11 protein-coding genes and 1 tRNA gene are annotated in these 15,843 nt (G+C 45.2%); 4 read left to right on the top strand and 8 right to left on the bottom strand.

All coding sequences use genetic code 11. The annotated features are described in order from the left end of the window. The first annotated feature begins 1 nt into the window (after position 1). Positions 2–805 (top strand): SDR family NAD(P)-dependent oxidoreductase, encoded by an 804-nt coding sequence (locus GC130_RS01415; protein ID WP_151996451.1) that lies wholly within the window; start codon positions 2–4, stop codon positions 803–805. Positions 806–808: 3 nt separating this feature from the next. Beyond that, positions 809–1,696: a sugar phosphate isomerase/epimerase gene (locus GC130_RS01410; protein ID WP_151996450.1), complete on the top strand. Its 888-nt coding sequence runs from the start codon at positions 809–811 to the stop codon at positions 1,694–1,696. A 288-nt stretch (positions 1,697–1,984) separates the two neighbouring features. On the opposite strand, the gene GC130_RS01405 is transcribed toward GC130_RS01410, so the two are convergent. Then, a complete protein-coding gene (locus GC130_RS01405; protein ID WP_151996449.1) occupies positions 1,985–2,884 on the bottom strand; it encodes a hypothetical protein in 900 nt (299 codons plus the stop codon). Between the two features lie 96 nt (positions 2,885–2,980). Here GC130_RS01405 and GC130_RS29190 point away from each other — a divergent pair, with 96 nt between their 5' ends. Beyond that, the gene (locus GC130_RS29190) at positions 2,981–3,175 is read left to right on the top strand and encodes a hypothetical protein (protein ID WP_370455724.1); all 195 of its coding nucleotides are present in this window, start codon (positions 2,981–2,983) and stop codon (positions 3,173–3,175) included. Between the two features lie 31 nt (positions 3,176–3,206). Here the strand turns inward: GC130_RS29190 and GC130_RS01395 are convergent, their stop codons facing one another. From GC130_RS01395 to GC130_RS01365, 7 genes are all read right to left on the bottom strand, one after another. Then, the gene (locus tag GC130_RS01395) at positions 3,207–4,328 is read right to left on the bottom strand and encodes an ATP-binding protein (RefSeq protein ID WP_151996448.1); all 1,122 of its coding nucleotides are present in this window, start codon (positions 4,326–4,328) and stop codon (positions 3,207–3,209) included. Between the two features lie 206 nt (positions 4,329–4,534). After that, complete coding sequence (locus GC130_RS01390) at positions 4,535–9,334, bottom strand: T9SS type A sorting domain-containing protein (RefSeq protein WP_151996447.1); 4,800 nt, start codon at positions 9,332–9,334, stop codon at positions 4,535–4,537. 132 nt (positions 9,335–9,466) lie between these two features. Next, positions 9,467–10,165, bottom strand: coding sequence for a LytTR family DNA-binding domain-containing protein (locus GC130_RS01385; protein WP_151996446.1), 699 nt, complete (start codon positions 10,163–10,165; stop codon positions 9,467–9,469). A gap of 6 nt (positions 10,166–10,171) precedes the next feature. Continuing rightward, complete coding sequence (locus tag GC130_RS01380; RefSeq protein ID WP_193217724.1) at positions 10,172–12,007, bottom strand: histidine kinase dimerization/phosphoacceptor domain -containing protein; 1,836 nt, start codon at positions 12,005–12,007, stop codon at positions 10,172–10,174. Between the two features lie 259 nt (positions 12,008–12,266). Further along, positions 12,267–12,788, bottom strand: coding sequence for a nucleotidyltransferase (locus GC130_RS01375; RefSeq protein ID WP_151996444.1), 522 nt, complete (start codon positions 12,786–12,788; stop codon positions 12,267–12,269). Further along, entirely contained in the window at positions 12,779–13,003 is a 225-nt protein-coding gene (locus GC130_RS01370; RefSeq protein WP_151996443.1) for a hypothetical protein, read from the bottom strand. Before GC130_RS01370 ends, GC130_RS01375 begins: the two co-directional genes overlap by 10 nt. Positions 13,004–13,130: 127 nt before the next feature. After that, positions 13,131–13,205 (bottom strand) — tRNA-Val (locus GC130_RS01365). Between the two features lie 171 nt (positions 13,206–13,376). Here GC130_RS01365 and GC130_RS01360 point away from each other — a divergent pair. Beyond that, positions 13,377–15,842 carry an AsmA-like C-terminal region-containing protein gene (locus GC130_RS01360; RefSeq protein ID WP_151996442.1) on the top strand — a complete coding sequence of 822 codons (2,466 nt, stop codon included), beginning with the start codon at positions 13,377–13,379 and terminating at the stop codon, positions 15,840–15,842. Position 15,843: the final 1 nt, after the last annotated feature.

Genomic DNA, 15,843 nt, shown 5'->3' with positions numbered 1-15,843 from the left:
CATGAGACTACAGGACAAAGTAATAATTGTTACGGGGAGCACCACAGGCATCGGCAAAGCCATTGCTTTGCGATGTGTGGCAGAAGGGGCCTCCGTCATCCTTCATGGCCTAGAAAAAGACTGGGGCGAATCCGTGTTGAAGGCCATTGGCAAGGAGCATGCGAGACTGCACATAGAAGACATCAGCAAGGAAGGAGCACCCCAGAGGCTGGTAGACTTAGCCATCAAGTCCTTCGGCAGGCTGGATGCTATTGTTAATAATGCGGCCAGTGTGCTGTCGTCCAACATTCACACGACCGACGCTGCTTTTCTTCGCAAAGTCATTGAGGTCAATACCATCGCACCATTTAACCTCATCAAAGCCGCATTGCCAGAGCTGAGAATGAACAGAGGCTGTGCACTTAATATTGGCTCGGTGAATGCCTGGAGTGGCGAACCCAACCTCCTGGCATACAGCATTTCCAAAGGTGCTTTGATGACCATGACCCGCAACCTGGGCGACACCCTCCACCGGGAGGACGGAGTGAGAGTGAACCAGATCAATCCTGGATGGGTGCTCACAGAAGTTGAAACCATCCGCAAACGGGAGCATGGTCTGGCCGATGATTGGTACAAAGACCTGCCAGACGTGTATGCGCCAGCAGGCAGAATATTGGCACCAGCAGAAATTGCCGCCGCCGCCGTTTACTGGCTTGCTGATGAAAGTGGGCCTATCAGCGGGCAGGTGGTGGATCTGGAGCAGTATCCCTTCATGGGCAGAAACCCACCTAAAGACACCACTACTATCAAACCAAAGAAAAAATAGATTATGCCTCAAATCGCTGCTTTCCCCAAAGCTTTTATGCAAGCCCTTTGCAAAGACGGAACAATGACGGTTTCAGAATGGATTGAGCTGGCCGTAAAACTTGATATCGACGGACTAGAATGGTATGCAGGGTTTCTGGAGATGGCCAATGAAAAAAACTGGTCTGAGTTCCGAAAACAAGTTGAAGGACATGGGAAGGTGATTCCGATGATGTGCTGCTCTCCCGATTTCACCCACCCCGACAGTGGCTTTCGGCAAAGAGAGATAGAGAAGCAAAAACATTGGATTGACATGACTTATGCCCTTGGAGGCAGCTATTGTCGTGTTCTTTCCGGACAAAAAAGGCCCGAGCTCACTATCAATGAAGGTGTGAAGCTGGCTGTCGATTGCATTGAGGTGTGTCTACCATACGCAGAGGAAAGAAGCATCACATTGATTATTGAGAATCACTATAAGGATGACTTCTGGGAATATCCTGAGTTCGCCCAAAAAGCTGACGTTTTCTGCCAACTGGTTGAAAGCATCGACCATCCAAATTTTGGAGTGAATTACGACCCAAGCAATACTTACCTGGCTGGGGAAGACCCCAGCGAGCTACTGAAGCGGGTTTCGCACCGGGTGGTGACGATGCATGCCAGCGACCGGTATTTGAAATACGGATCCATTGAAGATTTGCGGAATGAAGAAGGAGGAGCCGTGGGGTATGCAAAGCGTCTTAGTCATGGAGAGATCGGCAAAGGACTGAACGACTATGATGCCATTTTTACGGAATTGAAGAAGGTAGGCTTTGACGGCTGGATAAGCATCGAGGATGGTGTAGACGGCATGGATCAGCTGGAAAGGAGCGTGGCTTTTGTGAGGAGAAAGATGAGAGAATACTGGGGAGAGTGATGACCTGGCCTGAGCTTTAAGCCCTCTAGCCCGTTTTGAAGATAGCTCACGAACATAGAATGTCCCCCATTAATCAAAAAACATCTCCTGTAGAGGCTTCTCGAGGTTCAAAACATAAAAAAGCGTGAATCCACCAATAATATCACCTTCGACTTTCAACTACGTGCTGGCAGTGTGCTAATGTTCGTAATAAACCCCGCTAAACCTTTGACTCCCATTCTTGAGACTAAAGCGGGGTAAGAATGCAACGGAGGCCTTACGACTGACCGTTAACATATCTTCGCTCATTTAACTAGTAGTCGGTCTAGAATGATAATATCTATACTTCGATTCCCAATTTCGAAACGGCTCTTCTAAACTTTCTGACCTCTGCAAATCATCTTTCGAACTGCCCTTCATAACGATGGTCTGCCAATCATCTTTTTCATCATACACGTCACGTAGATAAGCTGACTTCACAGCTACTTCAAATTGCCTGGACTTAGGGCTTATGTGATCGACAAACGAAAAAGGGTGATGTAGGAAATGAGTTATTTCTGATACATAAGGAAAAATAATGGGATCAATACCTAAATCAATCAACTTTTTAAAAAAAGCTTTCGAGAATTTCTCCTTAGCAATAGGATCATTGTTTTCTGCGAACACCAACCATAAACTATTAATTTCCTGAAATTCAGAATTAAATAATTTGATTGCATTGGTGAATGTTGTCCTTTCAACCTGTCTTTCCATTATACTCTTTTCATTGTCATCACTATGCCAAAACAAAAAGGCTAGATAACTTTCAATAACTTTCTCAATAACAACCCATTCATGTGATATTAGAAAAAAATAGAAATCGACGGGGTACTCTACATTGAAATATATGTATCTATCGTGCAAGGCATTATGACTACCATTAGCGTAGGCATGGAGGTTCTTATTCACCAGAAGCTCTTCTTGGGTTGATGGGTAAAAAGTAAAGCAAAGAGCATTATCTCGAACCCTAAAGTATTTCACCGCTTTCATTCTTTCCAAGAGATCTTTAGGCGAAATTCCGGCGTAATCGTGGATCGACATATTCGGAATCCAGGCATTCCCTCGAAAATGATCCTTGATAAGGAAATTCACAAATCGAGAGAAATTGTCCTCGCTTGATTTAATTTTTTCTTCTAGCTCAGCATCAAGCCGTATCGATTTTGTGGTCATACTTGATATATTAGGTTATATGACAAATATATTAATCGGATACAAATTATAAAATATAATACAAAATACTTTTTGTATTATATCACATCTAACTAAATGCTTAAATTTGAAAGGGATAACTTAGGACTCCATCAAAGAAAGGCCTTCAAAGACCGTACTATTATCAGAGGCCTAAAAAACGTAAGACTCGATGGGAGGATAAGCATCGAGGATGGCGTCGACGGCATGGATCAGCTAGAAAGGAGCGTGGCTTTTGTGAGGAGAAAGATGGCTGAGTATTGGCAAGACTGATGGCTAGCTGCAAGCTTAGTTGCCCTTTGTGCTACAGATTTTGAAGCCAACGCATAAGTAAAGTATCGTGCAAGGTATGTCTGCCATCATTTACAATGACGAACTCCTTTTTTGTCAGCGCCTGTAAGGCTGAACTCACTGAGCTTGCCGCTCCAAAGCCATGCTTACCCAAAAACTCCTGAGAAAGTGGATTCTCCACCTCTTCTGATTTGGCAATAGCAATCAGCAATTTCCATTGAAAGGTAGTAAGCAATTGCTGGTACGTAGAAAAAATTGGCACCTCCTGGTAAATAATTTCTGCAAGCACTTCATCGAGTACCTTCTGGTCGACAACATTGCTCCTTCCATACAGCTTGTTACAAACCAGCTGTACATAGTAGGTTTGCCGCCTCGTCCACTCAAAAATTCTATCGATAAAGGCCGTGCCGATCACCTTCCCAGCGTTGCTGAATCGAACCGAAATAAAATCTGAATACTCTGCAACTGGAAGAGCCTCTAGTTTCAGCATTTGAGCACTTCTATAAAAAGGCCTCGATGCTTCACTGAACATAGATTCCATCATCTGCCGGTGGCTTCCACTGAATACGAAGCGTACCATCGGAAATTCCTGCATCCAGGTGCGAAACGTGGCCTCTGCGTGCTCCTCCTGGTAATTAACTACTTGTTGAAATTCGTCAATGCAGATCATCACGGGTTTCTTCCTTGCTTCCAGGTATTTGCCCATAGCTTCCAGGGAGGATGGCACAGACTGATCTGGAACAAGGCCAAAAGTTACCTGAGGGGTTCCGCTAAGTGGGTCAACGCCAAAAGTGGCGCCAATAGAGCCAATGAATTTGAGTAAACCAGCCCCTATTCCTTTGCTGGTATCATTTAGCTGATGGACTATGGCAGTTGCAATCCGCTTGTTAGCTTCACCCAGTGTTGAGGTTCCCAAAAGATCAACAAATACGGTGTCTGCCTTTTTGCTCTTATCCAGATGGTAGAAAAAATGCCTGATCAACGACGTCTTCCCCATGCGGCGCCACGAATAAAGCACTGTGTTTCTCTCGTTATCAAATTGCTCCATCATCCAGGCCAGTTCCTGAGTCCGGTCACAGAAGTGCTCAGGGCTATGATATCCCGAAACAATAAAAGGGTTCGCTGATGGCCTCATGATAATTCAATAATTACGAACTATTCGTAACGTAAAGTACGTAACGCAAAGTACGTAATAAAATTAAGAACTACCAAAAAGATTAGAATGGAGACCCCGGAGTACTTAGTGTTGAGAGGTCTATAGTGAAGTGCCTCACATTAGGGCAAAAAAGAAGGTGTTCTACGAGAACACCCCTTTCAACGCTGCCTATTCGCACAGTATTTCTACTTTACGATCAGACGGCTAATAATTTTTACACCTCCGGGCGTCCTCACTATGAGGAGATAAGTACCCGGAGGTGTTGAGGCAAGGTCGATTGCGTTGTCGTCGGATATAATATCTTGTTGCAAGATCAAGCTGCCTGCTAAGTTTCTTATTTCTAACTGGCCTCCCATCGGTTCATTCCACTCAACTGTAAGCAGTTGATTCGCAGGATTGGGATAGAATTTTAAGTGGCTTGAGAAAATTTTCACTCCTGTTGCTACCGAAGAACTAGTCACGGAAAATTCCACTATCACTGTCGGAGCGGCATTATAGTTATTATTTCCATCCTGAGAAGCTGTTATAGTTATGGTTCCAATATCTGTTGGAGTCAATTCCACACCATTAAGCGTAGCAGGGCCGTCCATCGCAAAACTTACCCCGAGGCCACTTGAAGCAGTGGCCTCTAAAAAAATCGGGGTAACACCATTATCCAGGTCAAAGTCATCTATGTTGGAAAAGGTAATTGTTTGATCTGCTTTACTGACAGCAAGGGTTCGTTCAACACTTTCAGCTGCCATGTAGTTATCGTTTCCGGCTTGGCTGGCGGTGATTGTGGCCGTCCCCGCACCGGTAATGATTACAGTTGTGCCGGATATGGTCGCTACCCCATCATCAGACGATGTGAACAAAACGGCCATACCAGAAGCCCCTCCAGTAGCAGGAAGCTCAAAAGCAGCAGCGCCAAATGCTTTAGATGGAATTTCGTCGAAACTAATTGTTTGAGCAGCCTTACCTACAGTCAGGGTTTGTTCTACAGGCGTTGCTGCTTCGTAAATATCATCACCAGCCTGAGTAGCAGTGATAGTAGTGGAGCCAGCACCAACAATGGTAACAATAGCACCTGAAACGGTTGCTACAGTTTCGTCTGCAGAAACAAAGGTCACTGGCACTTCTGAATCTCCACCACTTGCATTAAGGTCAAAGTCGGCATCACCAAATGTTTTAGCTTCGATTTCACCGAAAGTAATTGTCTGCGCCAGTTTTGGCACAGCCGTAACCGTAAGCACCTGCTCAACCGGCTCGGCTGCTTCATAGTTATCATCACCTTCCTGACTGGCGGTGATTGCAGTTGTTCCAACGCCGACAATGGTCACGGTGCTGCCAGATACCGTTGCAACAAGCTCGTCGGATGATGAAAAAGTAACAGGGTTGCCTGAATCACCGCCTGTAGACTCCAGCTCAAATGAATCGTCTCCAATCGTCTTTTCTGAGAGTTGATTAAATGTGATAGACTGAGCCGCCTTGTTCACAGTAAATGTTCGCTCTACTACAGCAGCAGCATAGTCATCGTCTTCGTTCTGACTGGCCGTGATGGTGGTTGTACCAGCGCCGACAACTGTTACAGTTGAGCCAGAAATGGTCGCCACTGTCTCATCAGAGGATTCAAAAACTACAGTATTACCTGTGGCCCCGGCTGTGAAGATAAGGTCAAAGGCTGCATCTCCGTAAACTTTTGACGCTGGCGTATCAAATACCAGTCCCTGACTCGCTTTTGAAACGCTGAAGGTGCGAGTGACAGATGGTGCCGGATCATAATCAATATTACCAGCCTGGGTGGCCTTTACCTGGACAGTCCCTGCTCCTGTCATCGTTAAAGTAGTACCATCTACAGTAGCCGGGCCGGAAACTATTTCGAACACTACTGTGAGTGAAGAGGTGGCAGTGGCAGTGAGCTCAAAGGCCGGATCACCAAAGGCCTTATCAGCTATTTCAGGAAAATCGATGGTCTGTTGCTCTTTGTGGAAAGTCCAGCCGATAACATTGCCGTTGTTTACAGAGTTGTAGGCGTTAAAAGTGGCGCCGCCCGTAGCAGTGATGTCCTGCAATTCCAGAAAATAGGCATCGACAGTCCCTGACGACTTGCTGATGGTCGATGTCAAACTACTGTTGACAGAAGTAATTATGATGGGGTCATCAGAAGTTCCGACGGCCACCAGATCGCCAACTGTTAAAGTAGCTCCTGTTTGAATTTTCAGCTTCTTGCCAGCTTCTATGGTAAGGGTAGCCAAATTGAGATTTCCATAAACTGATGATTCATCGCTGAAAGTGAGGAACTCAAAAGACACATCGCCAAGATTGATGTCGTTGGTTACGTTATCATAGAAGTCAAGCTGTGAACTCACCTTCAGTTCAGCATCTGTGCCATCGAAAGACAGGTTTGTGGCAGAGCCAACAGTTAAAGTCCTTGTAGTGAAGTCTGATGTGCCCAGCACCATTGTTTTGCTTTCACTCCCGAAAAAATAAAGAGCAAAATCAATCCAAATATCTTTGCTGTTGAAATCAATGGCGCCGCTGTATTGATGGAATTCTCTTGTCAAAAGTGCAGATTGAAACTCCCATGAGCCTGCGCCTGTGAAATACATATAGGCATTGTCTCCCGGAGCTGTGGCGCTGGCAGTAATAGTCTCTGCCTCGTCCGACAGAAAATAGTAGTTCTTTACATTCACACTCATTCCGTCGTCCAGTGTAAGTGAGCCGTAAATATTCATGGTTTTGGTGGTTCCAATAAATGACGGGCTGTTAGTTACGCCCAGCCATGTCATGTCGTGGAAGTTAGCATTCTGATCCAGCGTGACAATTTGGCTGGCGGAGCTGAACGAGTTCTCATCAAATATCACATCGTCCAAAACACCAGGCACCGTGGTTTGAAATGTACTTCCGCCGGAAGTGGTTGCCCAATGGTTGGCGAAGTCCGACCAGTTGCCTCCGTCTCCCACCCAGTAGTATTCAGACCCGGTCAGTTCTGAGATATTCCAACCTGTGTTATTCCCATTGTCAATGGTTTCGGCAGCATTGAAGGTCGCTCCACCGGTAGAGGCGATATCCTTCAGCACCAGATAAGTGGCGTCTACCGTGCCAGACGCCATGGAAACGGTGGCCTGAGAACCGGAAAGATCGGAGCTAAAGTTGATAGGACTGGCCTTAGTGCCACTTAAGTTGAACGCCTGATTAATCGTTTGGGTAGTGCCCTGCTGAAGTGCTATTGATGAGCCAGCTTCAATCGTAAGTACCTCAAAACTATTAGAACCTTTGATCGTCCCGTTTCCATTAAAAACCACCTCGTTAAGCTCAATACCATAGCCATAAAAGTCACGCTCTATTGTAATTGTGGAGGTGCCGAAGTTGACTACAGGAGAGGAAGAAGAATTCACCGAGAGGTCTCGGCAACTGATGCTCGAGCTACCCAGGTTCAATTCAACGGCCGCACTGCCATTACCAATGCTATAGTCTATAGAGCAATCGATGGTAACGTCACTATAGTTAACCGCACCCTTATAGTGATTGAAGCTACCGGTACTAATATCATCCATTAGGGTATAGCTGCCTGTGCCGTTGAAACTCACATAGCTGTTGTAGCCGGTGCTTGCAGCGGTAAAAGTGAGCCCTGTTTCCTCTCCAACAAAGTTGATAGAGTACACATTTTTATTAACCCCATCGTCAAAAGTAACCGAACCGTGGGGGTAAATCGGGTATGAATAAGGAGCGCTGAAAGTAGGCAGGTTGGTCACGCCTGTCCAGTCCATATCATGGAAGTGTGCAGCACTCAGGTCATTCAAAACGGTTTGCCCGGTAGTGGTAAATGAATTGGCATCAAAGAACACATCGTCCAGTGGCCCGGGATAGTCGCTATGCATAGATGATCCACCAGAGGTGGTTGCCCAATGGTTACTGTAGTCGGTCCAATCGCCTCCATTTCCAACCCAGAAGTAGTCTGACCCCGTTACATCGTTGATTGTCCACCCCGTGTTATTACCATTGTCCACAGCGTCGTTGGCTGTAAATGTGGCGCTGCCAGATGTATGGATGTCTTTCAGTTCAACCCAGGAAACAGTTACCGAACCAGAAGCTTTACTTAATGTCGCCTCTGAACCTGTAGAGGTTGTTTTAAAAATAATAGGCTCATGTTTTGTGCCGTCTGCAACAAGGCTGCTCAGGGTAAAAGTATCTCCACTTCTCAATTCAACCTCCAGGCCTGCCGAGACAGTAATTTCATTGAAGGCAGAAGGATACCTCAGATCTGCGTAATTAAAAAACTCAATGTCGTGGTACGTGTAGGGGCCCGCACCTGTCATGTCGCTATAAAACGAAGAGACGATGATTTTTGAACTACCTGCGTTAATAGTCAGGTTGGTGCCGTTCATCCACCATCTTTCCGTTGTGATTTCGGATGAGCCAAGGTTGAGAACTTTTGCGGAAGCCCCATCGGTTTGAAAGTAGGCGCCTGAGTTAATATTGTTGTTATTCGTGTTCAAAGTGCCTGCTGACATGAACAAGTTGTAGGTGTTAAAGTTGTCCTGAAAACTCCATTCTCCTCCAATGCCATTGAAGCGGGTGATAGAAATCGAGCCCAGCGAAGTACCATTGGTTGTGATGGTGTTGCCTGAGGTGGTCGACTCAAACTCTACATATTTGAAATTGGCCGTCATGTCGGGTGACAGTGTCAAAGAGCCAAAAATGTTGAGTGTGTTGCCGTTGCCGACAATGGAAGGAAAACTTGTTACCCCTGTCCAGTCCATCGACAGGCAATTCGCATCGCCATCAAGAGAAACTGCCTGGCCAGATTCGTTAAAAGAATTGGCATCAAAGTAAACATCGTCAGTACTGGCAGGTGCCTGTGTGTGAAAGGTAGAGCCTCCCGAAGAGGTCGCCCAATGATTCCCAAAGTCGGACCAGTTGCCAGAGCCACCCACCCAATAATAGCTCTGGGCGTAAGCAGTAGTTGCTAAAAACGCAAATAAGATTGTGGCTAAAAATTTCATTGGAAAGCATTTAAAGGATTCTTAGAATCCCTTTAACTATTCCAAGTTGCTCAAATGCAGTGAACCCGGGTAGCGCTATTTAGCCAACGACATGATTTTTTTAGTGATCGACAGAAGCAAACGACAATGTGATTACAGAAGGGAAATTTTAGCCATAAAATCTGACTTATAGGCCCGCCCTATGGGGATTTTTGTTTTGTCGAAAAAAATGTACCCCTCGCTGATCATCGTGATTCTGGAAAAGTTGATGAGGTAAGATTTATGCACTCGTTCGAAACCAAAGGCCAGCAGTTTGTCCTCAATACTTTTCAGTGTGTGACTGATGATGTGCGATTGACCCGAAACAAAAATTTTTGCGTAATTATCGAATGCTTCTACGTAATCAATGTGTTCCGGATCAATCGACACCAAACCTTCCTTGTCTTTTATAAAGAACTTTTCTGGTTTGGCTCGCCTTGAAGACAAGATTTTATGAAAGGCCATTTCAACGTTTACCTGTATATCCTGCTGGTTGAATGGTTTTAGGATGTAAGCAACAGGATTCACTTCCTTCGCTCGACTCAGCGTATCCGCATCGTAATAAGAGGTTATAAAAATAAACGGGGTTGGGTTTGTGCGATTAATGAACTTTGCCACATCTATACCATCTTTTTCACCCGAGAGGTTTACATCCAGCAGCACCAAATCAAATGTTGACTCGGTAAGCTTCTTCAGAGCGTCTTCGTATTTGACGGATATTTTAATATCGCTGACACCAAGATCTTGCAGATGAAACGAAAGGTCATCAGCAATTAGCGGTTCATCTTCTACTATAAGTACCTTTTTCTCCATGATCTTTTACGCCAACTTAAAACTAGAAATGAGCAAAGACGCCTCTGTGCCGTTGTCGAAATTAAAGTCGACAGTGGCTTCCAATTTCATTGCAAGTGATCTGATCATTCGGATCCCAAAAGAATCAGATTTACTAATATCTTTTTTGCTGCCTATTCCGTTGTCACAAACCTTCAATTCTAGTTGGTTGTTTGCTCTTTTTAACCATATTGAGATATTCCCTTCCTTGTCATTGGGAAAGGCATGCTTGAATGAGTTGCTTATCAATTCGTTCAGGATAAGGCCGATGGGTATGATGGTGTCTACATCGATATTAAGGTTTTCGATGTCGTAGGTCACCGAAACCCGCTCCGCTTCGACGCCATAGGAGGAACGGAGCGTGCTGGTGAGATTTTCAATGTAATCCAGGGCATCTACGCCAGCCAGGTTTTCGTTTTGGTAGAGCTTCTGATGGATCAGCGCCATTGACTTTACCCTGTTCTGTCCCTCATTCACAGCATCCTTGGCTCCTTTGTCTTCGATGTACCTCGATTGCAAACTTAACAGACTCGAAATAATTTGCAGGTTGTTTTTGACCCGATGGTGAATCTCCTTTAGAAGCAGCTCCTTATCCTTCAATGACTTGGATATTAACTTGTTAGATTTTGTTTTGGAACGAATGAGCACCCCTAGGAAAATTGCTCCCACAATTACTATAAGCGTAACAAATAAGTATATGTTTCGCTGATTGACGGACTGCTGGTTTTCGAGTTTGAGCTCAGTAATTTCCTGCGCTTTCTTTTCGCTCTCATACTTCGCTTCAAGCTCTACCAGCGCCTTTGCCGATTTCTCATTGATGAGGGAATCGTTTAACACTACATACAGATTCAGGTATTCGTTGGATGTTTTATAGTCTCCGGTGGCCTGATATGATTGATACAGTAATTGTGTTGCATCTACGGCCGAAGGAAGAGTTTCTGTTTCATCAGCGAGGAGCATCAGTCTTTGGGCGTATTCAATCACTTTTGTAAAATCTCCAAGTTCGAAAAGTATCTGTCCGGCGTTTTTCAACGAAGTCGTTCTAATATCGACATCAGGATTGGTACCCAGGAGCATCTCATCATAAAGGGACAAGGCCTCTACCATTTTACCCTGATTCTCAAACAGTCGGGCTAAATTAATCTTGTTGTAGTCCCTTAAGTAAGGATCACTATTTTCCCTTTCCATTAGCTGGGAAGCCAGTTGATGATACTCAAGTGCCTTTTCGTATTCCTTTGTCTTATTGTAAATCAGAGCCAGACCAACATAGCTGTACTCCATTTGTGCAGTGTCTTTTATCGACTTTGCATGCTCAAGCCCTCGCAGGCTGTATTGCTCTGCTTTCTCATTGTCTCCCATGCTGAAGTAGATGCTGGAAAGATTGGCAATAATGGAACCTTCAAAACTTCGGCTCATAAAGTCAGGCTTCCCTTCCACAGTCCTCAAAGCATTCTGGAAGCTCTCAAATGCCATCTCATTGTTGCCCTTTTGCCGGCTTACATTGCCTATACCGTTGTGAGCCCGGGATTTGAGTAAATGTTGTGATTCGTTGCCTAATTGCAGCGCCTGGTTGAAGAAGTATATCGATGAGTCGGCTTTCCCTGAAATTCCATAGATAATGCCACAACGAAGAAAGAATTCAGCTTTAACGGAGTCGTCTCCCTCCTTCTGGAGTAGGTTTTCTCCAAGTTTAATAAGCTTCAGTTTATCTCCCGGGTTTTGATTTGTGTCTACCTGACTGATGACTTCAGGGAGGGATTCCTGCGCATTGGCAATAGAACAGCACAACAACAAAAGTGCTAATGAGTGAACTTTCTTTAACATATAATATAGGCAGTCGGTCGATTGAGTCATTCCGAAGAATCGCTCAGCAGTGCCTAAGATAGTAAATTTGAGTTTTAGACAGTCGTTTGTGGGGATGCAATACAGGAATGGCAAAAATAAAAAAGGCCATTCATTTCTGAATGACCTTTTATCGTGGGCCTACCCGACTGGAGGGAAAGTTTCGAAGCCGAAAACGGGCGTTTTCATATCTTTTTATCCTTGCACTAAATAAAACGTATCGTCAGACTTAGAGAGTTGCCTATTTACCTTTTGGGCTCCCTTTTGCTTGTAGTTTAAGGATTTTTTTTAGTTCATGGGCATCCACTAAGTCTTGCATAGAATCATCAAGTCGCTTCGTGTTTTCCTTCATCTGTATTAGATGATTGATGTGAACAACCGGAAATTTAATGTCTTTCAGCGTAATCACATTTGAATGCTGCTTGCACTCGTCCCAACTGAAAATTCTCTGAAATGTATTAGTCATCAAATCGACGTAGGTTGCTTCATCATCTGAAAAAAGTCTTATCGGTGTCGGGCTCTCAACAGGTCTGTTTTTTTTTATGGCTGTTATCGATGCATGGTCATATTTTAACACGTCAACAAGCGCTGAGTAAAGTTTGCTCATGTTGCTTTCGGTAGACTTTACCCAAAGATCCATATCTCCGGTATACCTGTGGAATCCATAGTAGGCAACTGCAAGGCCACCAACGAGGACATATTCGGTGCCCGTGCTATTGAGCGCTTTTGCGATCTCGTAATAAAACGGATCGTTTATGTCCATTTTATGATTCTTTTCTCAAATGTAACAGCTGTCGTGCGGCCCACATTAATTAGTCGCATCATGGCGTTCCAATATTCGTGATCACTCATTGCCATGCAGCGAATCCGGTCTTCGGTCTGAGGGTCGCTCTCTGGGCTCCAGGACAAAGAAGACTTCATTCCGTTGGGCAACACGGTGGTGGAAGAAACCGCCTTTAATGTCTGCTTAGTCTTCATGTTCTTTGTAGTCAGCACCCTTAAAGTTACAAAAACTGGCTTTTAAAAATTAATCATACTAAAGTAATGGGCAAATAGTTGGCAGAATCTTTCAAAAAAAAAGTCACCCATTTCTGAGTGACTTTTGTGGGCCCACAAGGATTCGAACCTTGGACCCCCTGCTTGTAAGGCAGGTGCTCTGAACCAGCTGAGCTATGAGCCCCTTTCAAAAAAGCTGGCTGTTTTCACAACCCGCTTCCCGGTTAGGGAGTGCAAATGTAGTACCCTTTTGTATTTTTGCAAATAGGTTAATAAAAAATATTTCTTCTCTCATAAAATTTATATCGTCAGCGTTGTATCGTAGAAACGCCTTTGATTTGTTTAATTTTATCCTGTGAAAATTCCACGGCTAGCCGCACTGATACTTACCGGAGTAATTGCTTTTGTCACTGCCACGCTATTGGCGTGCCTGCTGTACATTCAAATCAACCGTGATGAGTTCATTCAATACTTTCTGGACAATGTAAATGAGAGACTCACCACCCCGGTTAAAGTAGGGCACATCGACATTTCGTATTGGGACAGTTTCCCCAACATATCGATTGTCTTGCAAAAGGTTGAAGCAGGCACACCAGAAAGCCCACTGGTAAGCATTGGGCGACTATCGTTCAGTTTTCACCTTTGGAACTTCCTTGATAAAAATTACCACATTCGTCAGCTCAACGTAGAAAAAGCCGAGATCAACCTACTCATAGACGAAAACGGCCTCAGGAATTTTGATGTGTTCAAAAAGAAAGTGGTGGATGAGGAATCGCCAAAGTTAACTATTGGCAAGCTGAGAATTTCCAACAGCAAAATCCGCTACGAAGACAGGCCTTCAGAGCTACTGAGCTATTGGGAGTTCAGCCAGGCCCACTTCGATATCCAGTCCATTAACAGCCCTCAGGTTTTCTCAGGACATTGGAAAGGCACCAATCTGAAAACGGTTTACCAGGGCTTTCCCTACCTGGAGGGAAGATTGCTGGAAATAGAACTTCTAGGAATGAGGATCGACAAGGGGCATTTGACCGAAATCAAGGCCTGGGAGCTAAAGGAGGCCAGCCATAACCTGACCGGTACGCTGACGTCATCAAGCCCTGACGAACTGCTACTGGAGTGGTCTGGCAACACAAAATCCCTGAAGGATTTACTAAGCAATATCCCCGCTGGATGGCCGACTGACTGGGCCAGTTACGATTTAGAAGGCGAGGCGACATTCAAAGGAAGCTACACAAAACAAAATGGGAAGCCCACCCTGGTCACCGACTTTAGCGGACAGCATGTCCGGTTCCTTTACCCTAGCCGCCAGCTAGCTTTTTCGGACTTTAGTTTGGATGGTCGGCTGACAACGAACCTTCAGTCGGAAGGCACGAGTCTTCAATTGCAAAACCTATCGGGAACGATGAACGCCTTTCCTGTCCAGGGCAACGCCACCATCACCAACATGGCCACCATGCACACCAGGGCCGAGCTGGAGGGTAATATGACACTAGCGCAGTTTGAGAAAATCGTACCCGACTGGGGCATAAAAAGCGAAAGCGGCACGCTGACCTACCTACTTGGCTTTGAGGGAAAACTGGATGAAAAAGCAACAGGCGATTGGCTGATAGATGGAGAAACAACTATCCAGGATGCAACCTTTTCATGGCAAAGCTACCCGCTGTTGTTCAGGGAGTGGAGTGGGATTTTACTATTCAACGACCGTGATGTCGCATTTACAGAAACTACCGGCAAGCTGGGAAACAGCGATTTGCGAATTAATGGACTGCTGAGAAACTTTCATTTTTTCTATGAGGAGAAGAACAACCTGCTGCTGGTGGAAGGCAAGGTGTCAGCCAACAGACTGGACTTGAATGAACTGCTGGCCAATAAAAACACCTCTAACGGGGACGGCGGGGCTTATTCGCTTACAGTGAGCCCCAGGCTCCGTGTGAAACTAACGGCAGAGGCTGAAACGGTGGTCTTTGACCGGTTTACCGGCAAAAATGTAAATGCCGAAGTGCTTATTCAAAACCGGCAGGTATATGTGAAAAAACTTGATTTCTCCACCATGGGTGGCGATATCAAGCTTACCGGTAACTTGTCCGACCAACCCGGGGATACCCTGCTCACCTACTTCTCAGGGGAGGTAAAAAACCTCTACATCGACAGCGTCTTCTACGTTTTTCATGACTTCGGGCAAACCTGGATGCAAAGCAAGCACATCAAGGGACAGCTTTTTGCCGACTTTGATGTAGACATGGGCGTTCACAACAACCTCAGCTTTATGTCCGACCTGTTCAGGGCCCGCATCAATGCCAGGGGCGTTAACGGTCAGCTCATAGATTTCGCCCCTATGCAAGAGCTTTCAAGACTTGTGAAAGAAGACAAACTGGGGCACCTGACCTTCGGAGAGCTCACCAACCAGTTCCTTATCGAAAACAGAAAGATCCTTATTCCAAGCATGGATATCAAATCTAATGTATCCAATATCACCCTTAGCGGCACCCATACTTTCGATCAGCAAATCGACTACCGCCTGAAGGTTCCTTTATTCAACAAGCAACGCCGGCGTGACAACGATGAAAGCTTTGGTGCTATAGAAGAAGACGAAAGGGGAAACATCTACGCTCACGTGAAGATTGCCGGAACAACCGATGACTACAAGGTAAGTTATGACGCCCGCAGCGCCGCCAAAAGCCTGATTGAGAACATCAAAGAGGAAGGGAAAGTGTTGCTACAGGAAATCAGAAAAGAACCCGGGAAAAACGCTAAAACGTTACAACTGAAGGAGGAAGAGTTTTTCGAGTTTGAGGCCGACACTACAAAAAAGGGAAATTGAC

This window comes from Imperialibacter sp. EC-SDR9 (assembly GCF_902498805.1).
In the GTDB taxonomy this organism is placed as follows: domain Bacteria; phylum Bacteroidota; class Bacteroidia; order Cytophagales; family Cyclobacteriaceae; genus Imperialibacter.
This window is presented reverse-complemented; position numbering and strand designations above follow the sequence as displayed.